The sequence below is a fragment of the Nostoc sp. FACHB-110 genome, from assembly GCF_014697425.1.
In the GTDB taxonomy this organism is placed as follows: Bacteria; Cyanobacteriota; Cyanobacteriia; order Cyanobacteriales; family Nostocaceae; genus Nostoc_B.
On the sequence record NZ_JACJRU010000011.1, the window covers coordinates 163365 to 182165 of the forward strand.

The window sequence follows — 18801 nt, forward strand, 5'->3', positions numbered from 1 at the left end:
TGAGATTATCTGTACAGGCGAGGAGTGGGGAGTAGATTTGCTTGTAATTCATTTAGGACTGCTATTTAGGTAAATAAGCTAAGAGAGATTAACTAGTGAGAACTATTGAGGGATTTGATTTTTTGCGTGGTAATTACTAAGGCAATAATTCCTAGTAATTCTAAAGGTATAATGGAAAACTTCAGGCTGATGCAAAAGCATAATAGTCCTAACAATATGATTGGTAGTTGCCAGATTGGATTAAGGATTATTAACCCAATCATCCAAAAAAGTATAGCCAGCCCTAGAATAATGAAAGATAGTAAAAGCATAGCGATCGCCAATTATCTCCAGTTGCCAAAATTAGCCCAGTTACAATTAAAATTGCCACAAGACTTAATGATTTAGAAGTAGCTAAAAAACACAACTCATAAGTTGTGAGGATTGCAAATTCCCAAATATTAGAGAAAATAAAGGGCAGATGGAGTGTAAAATATAAACTCCATCTGCGTCATTTTACTTACCAACAAGCAGCGTAGTAGCCACAAATCAAATTTATGAGCCAGATTCTCTCAAACACTTGGTTTTATTGTGATAAAACCTCACGCAATCAAGGCGGAATATTACATTTGAGAGGTGACACAATTAATTTCTAGTTGTTACGTAGCAAAAACTTCCAGCTTTGTATTTGTCGCACTTCACACATCACAGGTTGCAGAAGTAATTGTATAAAAGTGCGGTTGATTCCAATTGAATTGATGAACTGCAAGCAGACCAAAGTTTTCCCCATACTTCAGACTATTACCGATCTAGTAACTCTACAATACCTCCAGAAACTTGCAGAGTTAGACCATCAGTTCATCAAAGAATTAGTTAACTTACAGGATTGAACTCTACTACATCAACCAGATACTACAATGCCGTACCTGTTATAGACTTGATTTGTTTGCTTTACGCTTTTGATTCCTTATATGTCAAGAATAACATACATCTTGCAATTTTACTTGCGTTAGAAAAATTTTTTTAGCAGTTCAGTAATTTGACATTGTTATAGGTATATTGATTTATCTATAAAACACTGAGTAATTCTGCACAAATCTTGTCAGTTGAAACTTAGTGTAGAATATTGTGTTGTAATAATTTTAACTTATATTTCATTTAATAACTTACATCTTTTAGCTAATCTTTAGCGGTGGAAGTTTTTGTAAGCATTACAGCACTTATTAGTGAAATAATTCCAGATTTACTAATATAAATAGACAGACTATTCTATCTAAAATCAGCAACATGAATTATTTGATTTTGGGCTTGAGTAGAAATAGCTTATATGATGAATTGATGATATTTCACAACTCAAAAAATCAAAGCATAGTGCAATTATGAGCTTTGATTTCTTCTGAGTGTGAACTAGTTGTAATCACAAATACTGTTTGTCAAAAATTTGATTAGCGCAAGTAAATTGGCAAGATGTATGATATTCTTGATTTAGGGGAATCTCAACCGTCAAATTACAACTCCTCATGTGCTTGCCAATTGAATATCAGCCCAGCCTAGTCATTAATTAGTGACGGCTTAACGTTAATCGAAAAGGAGCAAAGCCGTCCAAGAATTCGGTTTTTCGTTTGGCGAAGCTGTTTCTAAATGTCAAGCTGGACTGATTTTTCTATACATAGCTTTTTTAGAAGAAATTAGTCTTCATCTGACTGTGATGAAGCAAAAATTTTGCATCTACTTGCTGTAGTTGTGGAAGTTTTGGCATTTTTAGCAAGGTTAACTATTGATGTTTCGCGCCTTTGCGCCTTTGCGCGAAACAAAAAACATCCCTCTAATCAGCAACGCCTTAATTTTTAATTCCACAATGCAAAATTTAACTTGCTACAACGGAGAGATAAAACCTCATGAAAATGGATGTGAATCTATGCAACAATCTCAAATCAATTAGAACCCGCTTGGGTATGAGTCAGCAAGATTTAGCTGATATGGCTGGCGTAAGTCGTCAGAGTATTAGTGGTGTGGAATCAGGCGAACATGCTCCTTCTGTGGGGATGTCTCTGCGTTTAGCCAAGGCGCTGGGTTGCAAAGTTGAGGATTTATTTTGGTTTGAGGAAGAGTTAGCAGATAATTTTGAGCAAACAATGACAGATTCATCGCTTGGTGTGGAAGTTGGCAGTTTATCAGTCAATATTACAGTAAACGGAGTTGGCGATCGCACAGATAATGCTGCTTTGTCAGAAATTCTGATGACATTGAAGCACATTTACGATATCCGCACAGGAATTGTACAAAAGGGCTGCTGCAACTGTCTTGGTTATTTGCTCAAGCTGTCAACTAGTCAGTTACCTCCAGAAAAGTGAAGGATATCTGATTTTTTGAAGCAGGTCAGAATTAAGAATCTAAAAATAGGATAAAGACAGTAATTGTTAACTAAAAATATTCGAGTTTTTGATTAATTGTGACCGCAAATACTGTTTGAAAATAATTTGGCGATCGCAAGTAAATTTGCCAAATGTATGATATTCTTTATTTAGGGAAAAGCAAACATACACTTAAAGTTCAATGATTTTCCTGATGAGTTTGAGATATATGTAACTTCGCTTAAAGGTATGACCTTTATCTCTCCATAGCTCATTCATGTTGGAATCAATTTGAGTCAGTCAAGTATGCTAAATTTTGCTTAAAGGCATTAACTTGCCCGTGAAATAAATGGCATTGATATACTTGCGTTTCAATTTAATGCCAAGGCAATTTAACGTACTAAAACTACAGTTGTAGTTTACTGAACAGCAAATTATTTTTCTACAATCTGTAATTATTAATTTTACGATTTTCGCTCTATAAAGACTCAGCAAGTCTGCAAAAAATCAAGAATTATGATTGTTTTGTTCATTAAAAGGAGTGTTAATCCAACATCAGTAATTTTAGCAGCTAAACAATTGTGAAGTATTGATTATTAACTACTAAACACCAACTAACCGATGAGTAGAACACTATGCTTGAGAATTTTCTGAACAATCACAATTTACCGTATCCAGATACAATCCATCCCATCATTGTCCATTTTGTAATTGCAATGGTATTGTTTGCGTTTTTATGTGATGCTATTGCCTACTTTACGCATAACTATCGCCTGTTTGAGGTGAGTTGGTGGAATATGTTTTTCGCTACAATTGCCATTTTTGTAGCTGTTGTCTTTGGTCAATTGGAAGCAGGTTTATCACAACCTTATAATGCCGTTCGACCAGTACTTAATTTACACACGATTCTTGGCTGGTCACTTTCAGGCATCCTGGCTGTTATTACAGCTTGGCGTTATGTGATTTATTGTCGTACTCCCAAAAAAATATCAATTTTGTACCTAGCAGCAAGTCTATTTGTGACTGTTTTGGTGGGCGTACAAGTATATTTCGGTGATGAATTGGTTTGGATATATGGACTGCATACAGCACCAGTTGTTGAAGCTATGAGGAAGGGCTTACTACAATGAATCTTGAAATTATTGACCAATTGAAAACTCATCTAAGCGCGAATGGATTACCCTACCCTATACCCATTCACCCAAATCTAGTCCATCTGACTATAGCTTTGTTCATCCTGGGTATTACCTTTGATTTTATTGGTGCATTGTTCTCCGTACAAAAACCAATTTTTAAGTTTTTAGCTGTTCCTACCAATCGTTCTAGTTTCTTTGAAGCTGGTTGGTATAACATAGTTGGTTCGGCACTTGTCACATTGTTTACAGTGGCCGCAGGTTTTTACGAAATGATGTTGGCAGAACCTCCCACTGGAGTCAAAAGTGCTTGGGGGTTGGACGCGACAGCAACAATGCTTTGGCATGGTATGGGTGGTGTTTTCCTTGGTGGGCTAATTGTCGGGATGGCTATTTGGAGAGGATTACAACGCTATCTTTGGGATTTAGATGACAATCAACAGGTGCAGTGGAGTTATTTATTTTCGGGACTATTCATCATATTGATCATGTTCATCCACGGTACGTTAGGAGCGCATCTAGCGGCTGAGTTTGGAATTCACAATACTGCTGATATGTTGTTGCGCTTAGGTCAAGACCCTAACTTACTGCTGAGGTAATCTATGAAAATCCGAAATGTTTTGATATTGAGTGTAACTGCGATCGCTTTAACTGGTATTAGTTTTTTGGTAGGACAGTGGACGTATTCTTGGCTACCTCCTCAAGCCGCAGCCGAATCACGTCTTGTTGATAAATTGTTTAGTGTCTTAATCACCCTGGGAGCATTTATCTTCTTTGGAGTCACAGGAACACTTATTTACTCTGCCATTTTCCATCGAGCCGAGAAAGACGACACTAGCGACGGCCCCCACATTGAAGGAAATATCACCCTAGAAATCGTCTGGACAGCAATTCCTGTATTACTAGTATTTTGGATTGCCAACTACAGCTACCAAATCTACGAGCAAATGGGAATTCAAGGGCCTATGGAAACTATGCATATACATATGCCAATGGCTATGACATCTGCTTCTGCTGCACCAATCAAAGAGGACACAGAAAGTGTTAATGTTCTGCCAGTTGAAGACATTGAAGTTGATGCCAAACAGTGGGCTTGGGTTTTCCGCTATCCAAAAATAGACATTACCAGCACCGAACTACATCTACCCGTTAATTATCGCATTCGTTTGGCGTTACATTCCGAAGATGTGCTTCACGGCTTTTATATTCCGGCTTTCCGGGTCAAGCAAGACATTATTCCCAACCGTAACATTGACTTTGAATTCACCCCTATTCGCATCGGCAAATATCAATTGACCGATTCCGAATTTAGCGGTACTTATTTTGCAACCATGCAAGCAAATGTCGTTGTCGAGTCTTCTGAAGACTACAAACAATGGCTTGCCCAAGCAGCAAATCGTCAACCATCCACTGCAAACAATCAAGCGGCTGCTGAATATGCTCACGCATCAAAACAATCAATCAAAAGCTGGGCTACGGTAATACCTGCAAAAGCCCCCGTAGTTAACTACAGCAATTAGTCAATATTTAGATACAAAGGACAAATGACAAATATCTCCGTTGAAGACATTACAGGTCATACACCTCAACACCAACCGACAACGAACTGGAAGCAGTACTTCAGTTTCAGCACAGACCACAAAGTTATCGGTATTCAATATATTGTTACGGCTTTCCTTCTTTTTTTAGTAGGCGGCTTATTGGCAATGATCATTCGGGGGGAATTGATTACCCCAGAATCAGACCTAATTGACCGTAGCGTCTACAATGCAATTTTCACCATGCACGGCACTGTGATGTTATTTGGCTGGACATTTCCCATACTGACAGGTTTTGCTAACTATCTTGTGCCTCTGATGATTGGAGCGCGAGATATGGCGTTTCCCAGACTTAATGCTGTTGCCTTCTGGATGATACCTATTGCTGCTGTATTGTTAATGGTCAGTTTTTTTGTCCCAGGCGGCCCAGCACAAGCAGGTTGGTGGTCATATCCTCCTGTCAGTCTGCAAAACCCAACAGGAAACTTAATTAATGGCCAAGTAATCTGGCTTCTGGCAGTGGCAGTATCCGGTGTTTCCTCAATCATGGGGGCGATTAACTTTGTGACGACAATTGTCAAGATGCGCGCACCGGGAATGACATACTTCCGTATGCCCATCTTTGTTTGGAACGTATTTAGCGCCCAGCTTATCCAACTATTTGGACTACCTGTGTTAACAGCAGGTGCAGTTATGGTTTTACTTGACCTAACAGTGGGAACTAGCTTTTTTAACCCCGCTAAGGGAGGCGATCCTGTTTTATTTCAGCATTTTTTCTGGTTTTACTCCCACCCTGCCGTCTACGTGATCATTCTGCCAGTCTTTGGAGTTTTTTCCGAGATATTTCCAGCTTTTGCGCGTAAACCTCTGTTTGGCTACAAAATCGTCGCTATTTCATCACTTTTGATTGCCGGAGTTAGCGGTATCGTCTGGGTACACCATCTGTATGTTAGTGGTACTTCGGGTTGGATGCGAATGTTTTTTATGCTGACAACCATGTTTGTCTCTGTGCCGACAGGAATTAAAGTATTTGCTTGGACTGCAACGATTTGGGGTGGCAAAATACGGTTTGATACCCCAATGCTATTTGCGTTTGGTGCATTAATCTTGTTTGTGTTCGCAGGTATTACTGGCATCACCCTTTCCTCTGTTCCGATTGATGTCCATGTCAACAATACTTACTATGTGGTTGGTCACTTCCACTATGTTCTATACGGCACAGTCACGATGGGGATGTTTGCGGCTATTTATTTCTGGTTCCCCAAAATGACTGGACGGATGTACTACGAAGGTTTGGGCAAGTTGCACTTCGCTCTGGCGTTCATCGGTACTAACCTCAACTTCTTCCCCATGCACCCACTAGGCTTGCAAGGAATGTTACGTCGAGTTTCTTCCTATGCTCCAGAGTATGAATTTTGGAATATTATCGCCAGTATCGGAGCATTTTTGCTAGGTGTTTCTACTTTACCCTTCATTTTGAATATGATTAGTTCTTGGATGCACGGACAACAAGCACCGAAGAATCCTTGGCGGGCAATTGGGCTGGAGTGGATAGTTGCTTCACCACCTCCTGTCGAGAATTTTGACCAAATTCCAGTTGTTGTCGGTGAACCTTACAGCTACGGTAAATCTGAACCATTAGTAGCCGACCATTAATTTTTTAACGCAAAGTAGCGCAGAGTTCAACGCAGAGGAACACAAAGAGCGCGATTTCACACTAATTTTGCCCTCTTTGTTTGCGACTTTGCGTGAGACAAACACATAGGAGTTTTCCAGCAATGGATAGTTCAATCATTTCAGCAGACCATACTGATGATGAAGAAGGCAGCAAGATGTTCGGCTTCATTGTGTTCTTGCTTTCAGAAACTTTCATTTTTCCTCGTTTTTTTACAGCATATATTGTCTATAAAACAACCATTCCCGATTGGTTGCTGGCTGGTGTTTCAGGACTAGAAGTACAATATCTGGCAATTAATTTGGATTGCTATATGAGGTCAAGAAAGCACTCAGCAAATTTACATTAAATTAAGATTATTGCAAGTGAAATTCGTCAAATTTAACAACATCTGAATCAGGTTTGCGCGTATCAAAACGGTAGCTGCTGATTTTACCTGTTGCAGTCTCAAAAATACTAAAAACAGTGATGTCATTACTAGCAATATAGGGCATAGGTTTACCATCTTCACTTAATATAGGCGCAATGGCAGGCATGACTGGTGCTAAACCGTTGGGGTCGCCAATTGCCACATATTCTTCTTGATAATTTGTCGGAACTTCTCGCTTTCTTTTGCCCCAAGCTGCACCATAACTATTGCCAACATTGGATGTTTCTAAAAAGTGCATTCCTTGATGATTTACAAAGCGATTCCATAAATGGGAATGCCCATAAAATACTAACTGTACTTTGGCTTCTTCTAATAATGGCAGAACATCACGAATGATGTAGTCGGCATTTTTAGGATATTCATAACGCACGGATGTAATTTTATCTTGACTGTTTCGTTCTATAATTTGCACTGGCTCGGTGTATGCAGGGACGATATTATCACCCAGGGTGTGGGGTGGGTGATGAAACATGACGACCTTATATTTTGCTTGTTGAAATTCTCTGCTGTTGAGTTCGGCTGCTAACCAATTATATTGTGTGCTACCTTTGGCTACTGGCTCATAAATTATTTGCCCATAACCCCAGTTTTCCGGGTTATCTAAATCTTGTTTAGCTTCTCGATATCTACCTGTATAATTTTCGTCTAATTTAGGAGTGCGCCACATGTTTGTGATGAATAAAACGACTAAGCGCACATCACCAAAACTGACTGCATAATATTTTTTTCCACCTTCTTGGCTTTGGGGTAAGGTTAAGATTTCTTCGTAGGTAATAGTATTGTAAGAATTATCAATTAAAGATTTGCCGCTATAAAGTTTTTGAGCCACAGCACGGGGAAGGGTATCATCAAATTCATGGTTTAAACTTCCTGTTCTTTGAAACCTACCCATGACTTCATGATTGCCAATGCAAGTATATATAGGTGCGTGTTGAATTATTTGCCCACCTGTATAGGTTGTTGTCACGCCGTCATGCTGCATTTGATAGTTAGCAAGACCTTGCAAACCAGGAAAAAAAGCATTCCCCCGATTATCATCAAACCATTCCGAAGCGCGATCGCTCACATTAATTAAATCACCAGCAAACCACACTGCATCAACTCTGCCAACTGTTTCTACAACTTTTTGCAAATTGGCGGCTGTCATTGGCTTGAGTTGATGGTCAGAAGTCAGGAGAATTTTTAGTGGTGTACCTGGTTCTGGTTTGGGTGTAAGGGTGAAGACTTCACTGCTTATCGTTGCGCCATCTTCTCTGGTGCTGATGATGCGATAGTTTACCCTGACTCCTGGTTTTAACCCAATTACTTCGGCTTCGTGTCGCCAAATTTCACGCTTGACAGGTTGTTGATAAATTTGTCCGTCTTGGGTTTGCTTCCCGACGCGTGATTTTTGGTCTTCCCTGGTGCGGCTAAGTTGAGTAGTGGTGGCTTTAGCTGTTTGCTGCAAGTCTTCACCGTAGTTGACCAGATGTTGAGTACCTGCAAACTCAGTAAACCATACTACTCTTACTGATGTTGCCGTTGGCAGTTGCAAAAATGGATCTGTCAGCAGTTGCGGTGGTGCGGTCATAATTGTTTATCCAAAGTCTGGCACGCTTGACCTTGGTCAAGCATAAAACAATCAGCAGGACTTACGCAAAAGTATGAAGAAACGAACCGCAAAGGACGCATAGACGCGATAGCGGCTTCCCGCAGGGTAGGACACGAAGTTATAAGAGTTAGAGAGAGTTTTTGCGTAAGTCCTAAATCAGGAAGAATTTTGATAGCACGAGGGCGACTGAAGTCGCTGCTACACAGGCAAAACCCGCCTGCGCGGGTTGAAAAACCTTGATTTTACGAGCAAGCTTTCCGTATTCAATCTCAAGAAATGGTTGCCATGACTAATTGAGGAGGATTTTCTGCTTCTTTCTGAATTAAAGATGCCACAGTAGAGAGTAATTCACGTTCTAAATAGGGCTTAGTCAAGTAAGCTTTAGCACCCAGTTCTTGGGCGAGTTGGCGATGTTTATCTGCACTCCGCGAAGATAAAATGACTACAGGAATTTTGGCAATTTGTGGTACTTTTTTGATGTTATTTAATAATTCAAAGCCATTCATATGCGGCATTTCCAAATCAGAAATAATCACTTGAATGCGGGGATATGTTTGCAAATGTTCTAGTGCTTCTACACCATTTTGAGCTTGAATTACTTGATAACCATCTCTTTGTAATGTGAGTGAGAGAGTTTGCCTCAAACTAATCGCATCATCTACTATCAAAACTGTCTTTGGTGATTGATAGCTGGGTTCTGTAGGTGGATTTAATGGTAGGGTTTGAGTATCTATCAGTACTGGCGGAGGTAACTCTTCTACGATTGGTTTGAATTGAATTGGAGCAACTGTGGCTGGCAGATTAAGCGATTCTAAAAGTAGAGTTCCATCAATGACTAAAATCAGATTTCCGTTAGCTGAAGTACTGCAACCATAAACATATTTTGGCGGTGCGATCGCATTTCCTACAGGTCTAATGACTAATTCTTGTTCGCCAATAATTTGCTCAACTTCTAAGGCGAAAATATGGCGATCGCGCTTTAATATCAACACAGGATTATTCATCAATCTTGTGTCTAGTGCATTTTGGAGATTGGTAAGTCTCTGACTGTTAATACACGAACAGTTATAAGGCATCAATTGTGAAAGTTGATATAAATTAACTAAATTTTCATCCTGTTCTGTATTTAAATATAAAACTCTTTTACCTTCTAATTCTTTAATTTGTTGTGGTTCAGGAATTAAGATTTTTTCCACACTATCTAAAAGCAGCGCATAAACAACGCCTCCTGCTTGCACCAGCATTAATGTATCAGTAGTCATAGAAAAAGGGAGTTTAAGAATAAATTTTGTACCTTGTTGCGGCCAAGTTTGGACGGCAATTGAACCATTTAAAGCTTCTATTTGAGAACGCACAATATCCAAACCCATTCCACGTCCAGAAATATTACTCACCTGTTGGGCAGTAGATAATCCTGGTGCAAACATCAAGTTTAATAATTCCGATGCTTGTTCATGAGATGTCACAAGATTCATCTCAATTGCTTTTTGGCGAATACTATCTAAATTTAAGCCTTCTCCATCATCTTGAACTTCAATAATAGTTTGGCTACTTTGATGATATGCACGAATTGTAATTAAACCTTGTTCTGGCTTACCACGTTCTTGACGCAGGTGTGGAGATTCAATTCCATGATCGAAAGCGTTACGTACTAAATGTAATAATGGATCGTATAACTTTTCCGCGATCGCTTTATCAACTAATACCTCAGTTCCAATCAGTTGCAGCTTGACATTTTTATGATAAATATTGCCTAGTTTTTTCACCATCGGGGGAAAACGATTTAAGACATCACTTAAAGGTAACATCCTCGCTTCTACTAGGTTATCAATAATATTGAAAACTAAATTTTGTTTTTTATCACTGACTTGAAATGCTTGTTTTAAAATCAAATCAAGAGATTCGGTAGTTTCTTGAATCTGGAGAGTTTCTTCTATAGCTTCGTGTAAAGATAAATGAAACTCTGTATATATATCCATTTCTAGAGAATCAAACTTTACAGCCGCAAAATTTTGTGTAGCTTGAGAACTCAAAATTTGTAAATGTAAGGGTAATTCGCGTAACTGACTTAATAAGTTTTGATGCTTTTTCAGTCTGGTTAATAATTGTTCAACTACTTCTTGAACTTGTTCATCTTGTAAGTTACGTTTTTTTTGATGAATTAGTAATTCTCCGGCTAAGTAATTAAGATTCTGTAAAGATTCCACATCTACACGAATCAGTGAATTCTGGCGGTTTTTTTTATTGTGAAGTTGATTTTCTGTTGCGGGAATTTCCTGACTATTGCTGCTGACGGCTTCTGATTTTACTTCTACAACTGGATAGGTATCAGCCTTCTTGTCAGCATCATTATCTAGAGAGTGAGAAGTTTGATTTTGTGTTTTTTCTCCCCAGATTGACTCTAGCAAATTTTCACTGGGAGACAGGGTTAATGTTTCATTAAATACCAAAAATTTCTGTAAGCTAGGACGCTCATACCAATTTTTTTCTTGGATACTTACAGGCGGATAATTTTTGTATTCTTGGGCTAAAGTTCTAATTTGCTTTTGGAAATTTTGAATGAGAAATAAGTAACTATTACTTCTGTCATTCCCATACTCAAATTTGGCCACAGCTAACAGCACAATTAAAATAATGCCGTGACGATAAACACAAAGACTATAACTATCTTCAGGACTTTGAACGTTAGATAAAAACTCTTTTAGCCAATTTTCAATATAATTTATTTGATTTTCAGTTTCTAACTTGGGAATTAGCAAAGATAAATTAAGCTCTTGTTTGGGTACTGCTCTTTGATGGTGAAACCAACCTAAAATATATTGGACTAACTTAAGATATAACTTAGCAGTTGAAGGCTTAATACACTCCTGATTATTTTTGCCAGATGCCGTTAAAAATTGATAAAATTCTTCTGCACTTTTGAGTAAAGGACAATTTGGTTGATTATTTTGCTCATCAGTAGGTAATGCTTCATTCACCACTTGGGTAAGGTTTTGCCAAGTTGGAGAAACTATGCCATTGAGAGTGCGATCGCCTAATATTACTGCTGTTTGCGCCGCTTGTAAATCTTGGAGTGTCAGTTCCGCAATTTGCAGCAAATGAGTAGGATTTGTTTCTAGCGCAGCTATAATTGTGTGCGCGAGTTCTCCTAAACCAGGTAAATCTAAAGATTCTGCTAGTCCAATAAACACTTCCACCTGAGAATTTAAAAAATCTCTCAATTCAGCATCATCAGGAGGATGATTAATAGTTGCCGCAATATTCTCAATTCGTTGCTGAATTCCTACTTCAAAGATAGATTTAACAACATCAAATCCTAACTCTTGAGAAGTTGGGATATAATTATCGCTCCCAACAGCATCACCAAGTTTGGCTTTTAATTGGGTAAAAATAGCAGTTGCTCGTTGAATAATTTCCTCAACATCAACACTACTGCTTGTTAATTCGGCGGTTAATGCCAACCGCAAACATTCATAAGCTTTAATTAATAGTGTATGTAAATCAACATCAATAACTATATCTGGATTATATAAAGCCTTAAACACATCTTCTAAAGAATGGGCAATCATCTGAATTGCTTCTATCCCAACGGTAGCAGCACCACCTTTGAGAGTATGGGTTGCCCGCATTAAAGTATGAACTTTACTCTTTCTATTACCTTCATCTTCTACAAAGCCCAAAAGTTCTTGCTCAATTGTTTGTAATAATTCTGGAGCTTCTGCTAGAAAATAGATGTAACCTTGTTCACGAATTTCTGCATCAGTAATCATAATTAGGGAGTATGTTTTAGGGACTAGAGGCTAGGGGCTAGAGGTTAGGGATTAAGGAGATTAAGTAATCGTCTCCCTATTCCCTATTCCCTATTCCCTAATACTTAATTGACTTTAAACTTACTAGCAGTTGTTAATAGTTCTTGCGCCATCCCTAATAAGTCTTGGAAAATAGCCGCAATTTCTTGAGATTCAGCAAAAGTCTTGTGAGCTATTTCGGATACATCTTGTATTGATGTTGTCACAGTTTGCGACTGACCCATTTGGGTTTGGGTGACTGCTGTAATTTGTTCAATTAGTTGGCTAATTTCAGCAGTTGCAGAAACAATTGCATTCAAGTTTTGTCGGGTTTCGCTGACTAAATTTGTCCCTTCAACTACCTGCTGAATACCTGTTTCCATCGCCACGGCAACTTCGCCAGTTTCTGCTTGAATTTCTTGCACTAATTTTTCAATTTCAATGGTGGCGGCGGCTGACTGACGAGATAAAGAACGTACTTCATCAGCTACCACTGCAAAGCCTTTACCATACTCCCCAGCGCGGGTAGCTTCAATAGCAGCATTTAAAGCTAAAACGTTAGTTTGGGTGGCAAAATTACTAATCAAATTCACCACTTTCGAGATTTTTTGCGAAGATTCGCTCAACCGTTTAATTTTCTTGCTGGTTTGGGCAACGGTTTCTCTAATTGCTTCAATCGCTTTTACAGTCTGGTTCATGGCTGTATCACCAGACTCTACTGTTTGGTTAGCTTTTTGGACTGCTACTTGCACCAACTGGGCGTTAGTTACTACCGCTTGCGTAGAGTCAACCATTTGTTGAATATCGCTTAAAGCCGTGGTGATATCTTCCGACTGTTGTTGTGCTAAATTGTTCAACCCAGCTAGGGAAGCATTGCTAGTGGCAGAAGTCTGGGCGACTTGTTGGGCTGCTGCTTGTACTTGAATGACGATTTGCCGCAGTGCTTGAAGAGTGTTGTTGTAAGCATCAGCAATTGTACCTAGTTCGTCTTCTGTGATGGGTGCGCGGACTGTCAAATCACCGTTTAAAGCCGGACGCAGTGCCATCAACAGTTGAATAGACCTTTGTTGTAATAATTCTTTAGCGGCTTTTTCCCTATCTGCAGCTTCAGCTAGTTGGGCTGACTGGGTTTGTAGTTGTTGCAAATACTCAGTCTGTTGTAATGCTAGTCCTAATTGGTCGCCGATTCTGGCTAATAAGCTAACTTGTGATTCTTCCCACTCCCGTGTGCCGGAGTTTTGATAAGCTGCTAATAAACCCCACAATTTTTCCCCAAAAAAGATGGGAACAATTATGTAAGCTCTGACTTCAAATTGCTCTAAAATTTCTAGGTGGCAAGGCGAATGACCTGCTTGATAAATGTCATTAACCACCAAGTTTTCGCCTTTAGCATATCGTCCGCCTTGGGTTTCTTGAAGATGGCTATCTTCCCAGACGGTTTTCATGTCTATACTTACAAGTTTGACCCAATTGTGGCCAACTGACTCAGCAATAAACACACCACTCCAGTCAGGATTGAAGCGATACACAGCCATGCGATCGCATCGTAATAATTGCCGAACTTCTTGAGTCGTAATTTTGAAGATTTCATCTAAATCTAAAGATTGTCTAATCCGGTTAACTATCTTAGTAAAGGCTTTTTCTTGGTCAGCAATCTGAGTTAATTTTTCGGTTTTAACTTGTACTTGTTCGAGATAATCTAATTGTGATTTTGCAATGCTAAATTGCAAAGCAATCTGATTTAAAAAGTTAACTTCCCAAGTTTGCCATTCACGGGTGCTAGAGTTTTGATAAGCTGCCAGCAATCCCCATAATTTTTCCCCAAAAAAGATAGGAACAATAATATAAGCTTTGGCTTCAAACTGTTCTAAAATTTCGATGTGGCAAGGAGCAAAACCAACGTTGTAGATATCATTAACTACGGAACTTTCACCTCTAGCATATCGCCCACCTTGGGTGTCTTGCAGATGGGTATCATTGACTACTGTGTTGATATTTGGCCCTGCTAATTTGACCCAATTGTTAGCTACTGACTCAGCTACAAATTCACCACCCCAGTTAGGATGAAATTGATAGACAGCAACGCGATCGCATCTTAATGACAGTCTGACTTCTTGGGTAGTGTTTCTAAAAATACTTTCTACATCTGGAGATTGACGGATGCGGTTGACTATCTTAGTTAAAGCTTTTTCTTGTTCGGCAATCTGCACTAATTGTTGAGATTGCACTTGCATTTGTCCAAGATATTCAGCATGGGCAATGGCTACACCAAATTGCAAACCAATTTGCTCTAAAAAGCTAACTTCCCATTCGTGCCATTCGCGGGGGCCGGAATTTTGATAAGCTGCGAGTAAACCCCACAATTTTTCTCCGGCAAATACAGGCACGATCATGTAAGCTTTGACTTCAAATTGCTCAAGAATTTCGATATGACATTGAAAATGTCCTACTTTATAAATGTCATTGGCAACAAAGCTTTCATGATGGCGATAACGCCCGCCTTGAGTTTCTTGTAAGTGTGTATCTTCCCAAACAGTTTTAATCCCTGGGCCTACTAATTTTACCCAGCCATGACCAACTGATTCGGCGACAAATTCACCACTCCAATCAGGATTAAAACGATAAACACCGACGCGATCGCAGCGTAATAATTGTCGGATTTCGTGAGTAGTATTTTGAAAAATATTATCAATTTCTGAGACACGAATAATCTTCTCAATAACTTTAGCTACAGATTTTTTAGCTTGAGTTCTCAGGTGTAATTCTCTGTGAAATTCAAAACTCTGTAATTTATAAGCTAATTCTGTAGTTACTTGAGATAGAAAAGTAATTTCTGCTTCTTGCCATTGTTTGGTGTAAGCACAAGTATTAGCTGCTAATAACCCCCATACTTTACCATCGACTAAAATAGGCAAACTCAAACTTGCTTTAATTTGATATTTATCTAGTAATTGTTTTTGATAAGGTGTAACTTGAATTTTGTCGATATCGTCAATTGCTACAGATTCTAAATAATCTTGATTGTTATATAAACCAAATAGCATTCCCGGGAGATTTTCACCGAGCGTAGGTGTCCAACCCAAGGTTCGAGATTCTGCTAAAACATTTCCCGTATCGATAGAATTAAACTGATAAATTAAGACGCGATCGCAATTAATTTTTTCTCTGACTTGTACTACAGTTACTTTGAGTAATGTTTCTATATCTGTAGCTTGGCGCATGACAGTTGTAATCGCTTGTAAGTGCTGCCGCCATATTTTAAATTCTTGAGCTACTAGATTGACTTGCGAAAGATTTTGATTTTGTACTATATCTCTGACAGATAAATTATTATTTGATTCCACTTCATTAAGTGTTTCTTCTTGTCCTTCTTTGCCATTATGATATGCAATTGTCATTTTTAAATACCTCAATTTTAAATTTAAACAATTTGTGAATCTGGTCTTGATTTGTTGCCACAATTCTAATTCTGAGTTCAATTCGGAGTAATCCACATAGGAGCCTTTACAATTGCTGTTGCGTCTAGATTAAATACCATTTCTTCCACAGCATTTATAAAGTAACCTTTGACAAAAGCTGATATTTTTGGTGAGAAAAAATCTGTAGATGCCAACTTCATTTGATGAGTATCGAGCCACTCAATATCCATGAGATTTCTGACTAATAAACCTAAAGATTTGCCATCTATTTCTAAAATCACCGCCATCATTTTAGAAAGCAGGTTTACTCCTTGTAACAATGACGGATAACCTAGCATCTCTTCTAAATCAACTAACCAAAGCATTTCCCCACGCCAGTTGTATATACCCAAAACACAACTAGGCATTTGCGGAACGTTGCATATATCTGTTAAGGGAATTTGCAATACTTCTGTAATGTACTGTAAAGAAATAACTGCTTTATCGCTATTACCTAAAGCAAAACTTAAAAATTTTCCTTGATGTTCCAATGTGAAGCAATTCCTTTATTTAAAAGTATGAGTAATTTATAATTATTAGCTAAGTTTTATAGCTAATAATTTAAATGCCATATTTAAACAATTTTAATGTATTAACTGCTTCAGTATTTTTACCAATTCTTCTCGATTAATTGGCTTAGATAAATAAGCTTGCGCGCCTAACATATTGCCCCACATTTTATCAACATCACTATTTTTAGTAGAGCAAAAAACTATAGGTATTTGGCTAGTTTCTGGATTGCTTTTTAGCTCGCGGCAAATTTCAAATCCACTTTTTCCTGGCAGAATTACATCTAAAAATATTAAATCGGGTTTAGTACGATCTATTTTAATTTGTGCGTCTTCGCTACTTGTTGCACTAATCACAGAATAACCAGCCTGTTGTAGATAACGGCTGAGTATTTCCATATCTGTTAAACCATCTTCAACTACTAAAACGGTATTCATAATTTTCCTAGTAAATTCTCCTGTAAATTAAAAACAAAAACTCCAATATGTACATTCAATCAACTGATGAATGCAAATTTTTGCTTTATTTAATTCTCATTGATTCTTTGTCTAAATGTTATAGAAAAAACACTTAGTTTTTAAATTTTATTAACTCAATACTTAGTAGCTAAAAACTGACACTTTCTCCAATATTTAGAGAAAGTGACAGGTTTGACAGTAAATACAAGTTATTTATTAGTTCAATCTCATAGAGAATTGTCTTTTATTGATACATAAAAGCTTTAACTATTCGCTTGCTTTTGTGTAAGAATTCTTATTTTAATTAGTGCTTCAAAGACACTTCTAAACTAGAGATATTACGAACTTTGGTTGCGGTGATTTTGGTTGCTGTAGGCACAGGTAAATATTTACGTATCACACTCATCACTCTATCAGCAGCTACTGGTTTGGCAATAAAATCAGTAGAACCAACAACTTTAGCGCGGACTCTATCGAGTAAACCATCATTACCAGTTAAAATTATCACTGGTGTATTAGCAAAAGCAGATACTCGTCGCAGTTGAGTACAGATTTCGTAACCACTAGCGACTGGCATAATTAAATCTAAAAAAATTAAATCTGGTTTATTTTGAATTAAAACGGGTAGTGCTTGTATTGGATCTTGAATTTTCAGGAATCTTAAACCATGAGAAGTCACAATGTCCTCTAGGATTTTGCAGACTTGAGGACTATCATCTACGCAGGCTATTAAAGGAACATGAGATTTTTTGGGTTGTGTCGCCAGAGAATTATTATCCGCCTCAGTCGATAACAAAGGTAAATCAGGGACTTCTACTAGTTCAATGATGCCTTTGAGAATATAGGGAAGCAACGAGCGAGTAACAGGTAAAACGTTTTGCTTCATTTTTGCTGCTAACTCTCGCAGAGTCTGTTTACCATTAATCAAGCTGACAAAGTTTTTATAAACAGATGGACTTACGTGCTGTTCGAGTTGTTCTGGCCTCCGTAGCACAGGTGCTAAGTCAGGATAAAAGTTGGCCAAGCCTGCTTCTGACCACATTTTCCATGAGTCTTGCATTTGTTTGACAGATAAATCTGCACTCGTGAAACTCATGGGAGTTTCTAAAATGATATCTTGATGGCGATCGCAACTCACAGAAACAAAATTCGTGTGCTGGGCTAAGTCAAACAATAATTCCGTAATTGTATTCTCTACAATTGCTTGAATTTGTTCTCGTTGAATTCTTTGTCTCTTATATAAGATTTCTAGCAGATAGTAGTCCCAGTAATCCATCGCTAAATCTTGCTGACGACACTGAATTTTATCTACATCAATTTGTGGACAGTACTGTGCCATATATCTGCGCCAGCGCCGAAAAGGATGAGTACCGCCTGTAGCCCAGACTATCCGCCCTAATCTATAGTAAAAAGACCAAGTTTGCCCTTTAGCACTTTGAATTTTTAGCTGACCATTATATTGTAGCTGTGTGCAAGTTTTAAATTCATTAATTATGTTATTTGATACCATCAGTTCCAGGTGGGTCATACTGTTTACCTATGATGCACAAGTCAGCCCGACAAAGCCCACATCTACTTAATGGGGATAAGAATTAAGAAACTTGCAAAATTTAGCCGTAGGCTAGTTTCTACCGCCCTATCCTATGAATATTGATATATAGCTTGTCTTAATTAAGATAGGCATAGTCCTAAAAGTAATAGGAGAAAATTTTATGAGTAGATCAACTATCTGATCCTATTTTTTCTACTTTTTATTTCACTAAGCTCATATCATCTTCAAAACAAGAGTTGCTATATTCAGAATGCAAATTTCATTAATATTATCTTAAACAACTCAAACCTAGAGAATAACCGTGTAAATTCTGATTTTCAATAAAAGTTAAGTTT

10 protein-coding genes and 2 pseudogenes are annotated in these 18801 nt (G+C 38.1%); 6 read left to right on the forward strand and 6 right to left on the reverse strand.

The genetic code is table 11. The features are described from left to right. Window positions 1-1877: 1877 nt before the first annotated feature. The 6 genes and pseudogenes from H6G69_RS33895 to H6G69_RS13470 all read left to right on the forward strand — a co-directional run. Window positions 1878-2099: pseudogene (locus H6G69_RS33895) on the forward strand (helix-turn-helix transcriptional regulator); the annotation flags it as partial. Window positions 2100-2968: 869 nt separating this feature from the next. After that, entirely contained in the window at window positions 2969-3463 is a 495-nt protein-coding gene (locus H6G69_RS13450) for a DUF2231 domain-containing protein (protein ID WP_190687366.1), read from the forward strand. After that, a complete protein-coding gene (locus H6G69_RS13455; RefSeq protein ID WP_190687369.1) occupies window positions 3460-4065 on the forward strand; it encodes a DUF2231 domain-containing protein in 606 nt (201 codons plus the stop codon). The genes H6G69_RS13450 and H6G69_RS13455 overlap by 4 nt, the downstream gene beginning before the upstream one ends. A 3-nt stretch (window positions 4066-4068) precedes the next feature. After that, window positions 4069-4986: a cytochrome c oxidase subunit II gene (locus tag H6G69_RS13460; protein WP_190687371.1), complete on the forward strand. Its 918-nt coding sequence runs from the start codon at window positions 4069-4071 to the stop codon at window positions 4984-4986. Between the two features lie 24 nt (window positions 4987-5010). Continuing rightward, on the forward strand, window positions 5011-6660 hold the full coding sequence (gene ctaD, locus H6G69_RS13465) for a cytochrome c oxidase subunit I (RefSeq protein ID WP_190687374.1): 1650 nt from the start codon (window positions 5011-5013) through the stop codon (window positions 6658-6660). A 122-nt stretch (window positions 6661-6782) separates the two neighbouring features. Beyond that, a pseudogene (locus H6G69_RS13470) lies at window positions 6783-6980 on the forward strand (heme-copper oxidase subunit III); the annotation flags it as partial. 55 nt (window positions 6981-7035) lie between these two features. On the opposite strand, the gene H6G69_RS13475 reads toward H6G69_RS13470, so the two are convergent. The 6 genes from H6G69_RS13475 to H6G69_RS13500 all read right to left on the reverse strand — a co-directional run bounded on the left by H6G69_RS13475 (window position 7036) and on the right by H6G69_RS13500 (window position 18442). Beyond that, complete coding sequence (locus H6G69_RS13475; protein WP_190687376.1) at window positions 7036-8679, reverse strand: metallophosphoesterase; 1644 nt, start codon at window positions 8677-8679, stop codon at window positions 7036-7038. A gap of 290 nt (window positions 8680-8969) precedes the next feature. Continuing rightward, window positions 8970-12470: a hybrid sensor histidine kinase/response regulator gene (locus tag H6G69_RS13480; protein ID WP_190687379.1), complete on the reverse strand. Its 3501-nt coding sequence runs from the start codon at window positions 12468-12470 to the stop codon at window positions 8970-8972. 104 nt (window positions 12471-12574) lie between these two features. Further along, on the reverse strand, window positions 12575-15886 hold the full coding sequence (locus H6G69_RS13485) for a GAF domain-containing protein (protein WP_190687393.1): 3312 nt from the start codon (window positions 15884-15886) through the stop codon (window positions 12575-12577). Window positions 15887-15963: 77 nt separating this feature from the next. Continuing rightward, window positions 15964-16437, reverse strand: a complete 474-nt coding sequence (locus H6G69_RS13490) for a chemotaxis protein CheW (RefSeq protein WP_190687397.1) — start codon at window positions 16435-16437, stop codon at window positions 15964-15966. A 93-nt stretch (window positions 16438-16530) separates the two neighbouring features. Continuing rightward, the gene (locus H6G69_RS13495) at window positions 16531-16893 is read right to left on the reverse strand and encodes a response regulator transcription factor (protein ID WP_190687400.1); all 363 of its coding nucleotides are present in this window, start codon (window positions 16891-16893) and stop codon (window positions 16531-16533) included. A 325-nt stretch (window positions 16894-17218) separates the two neighbouring features. Continuing rightward, window positions 17219-18442 carry a response regulator gene (locus tag H6G69_RS13500; protein WP_190687402.1) on the reverse strand — a complete coding sequence of 408 codons (1224 nt, stop codon included), beginning with the start codon at window positions 18440-18442 and terminating at the stop codon, window positions 17219-17221. Window positions 18443-18801: the final 359 nt, after the last annotated feature.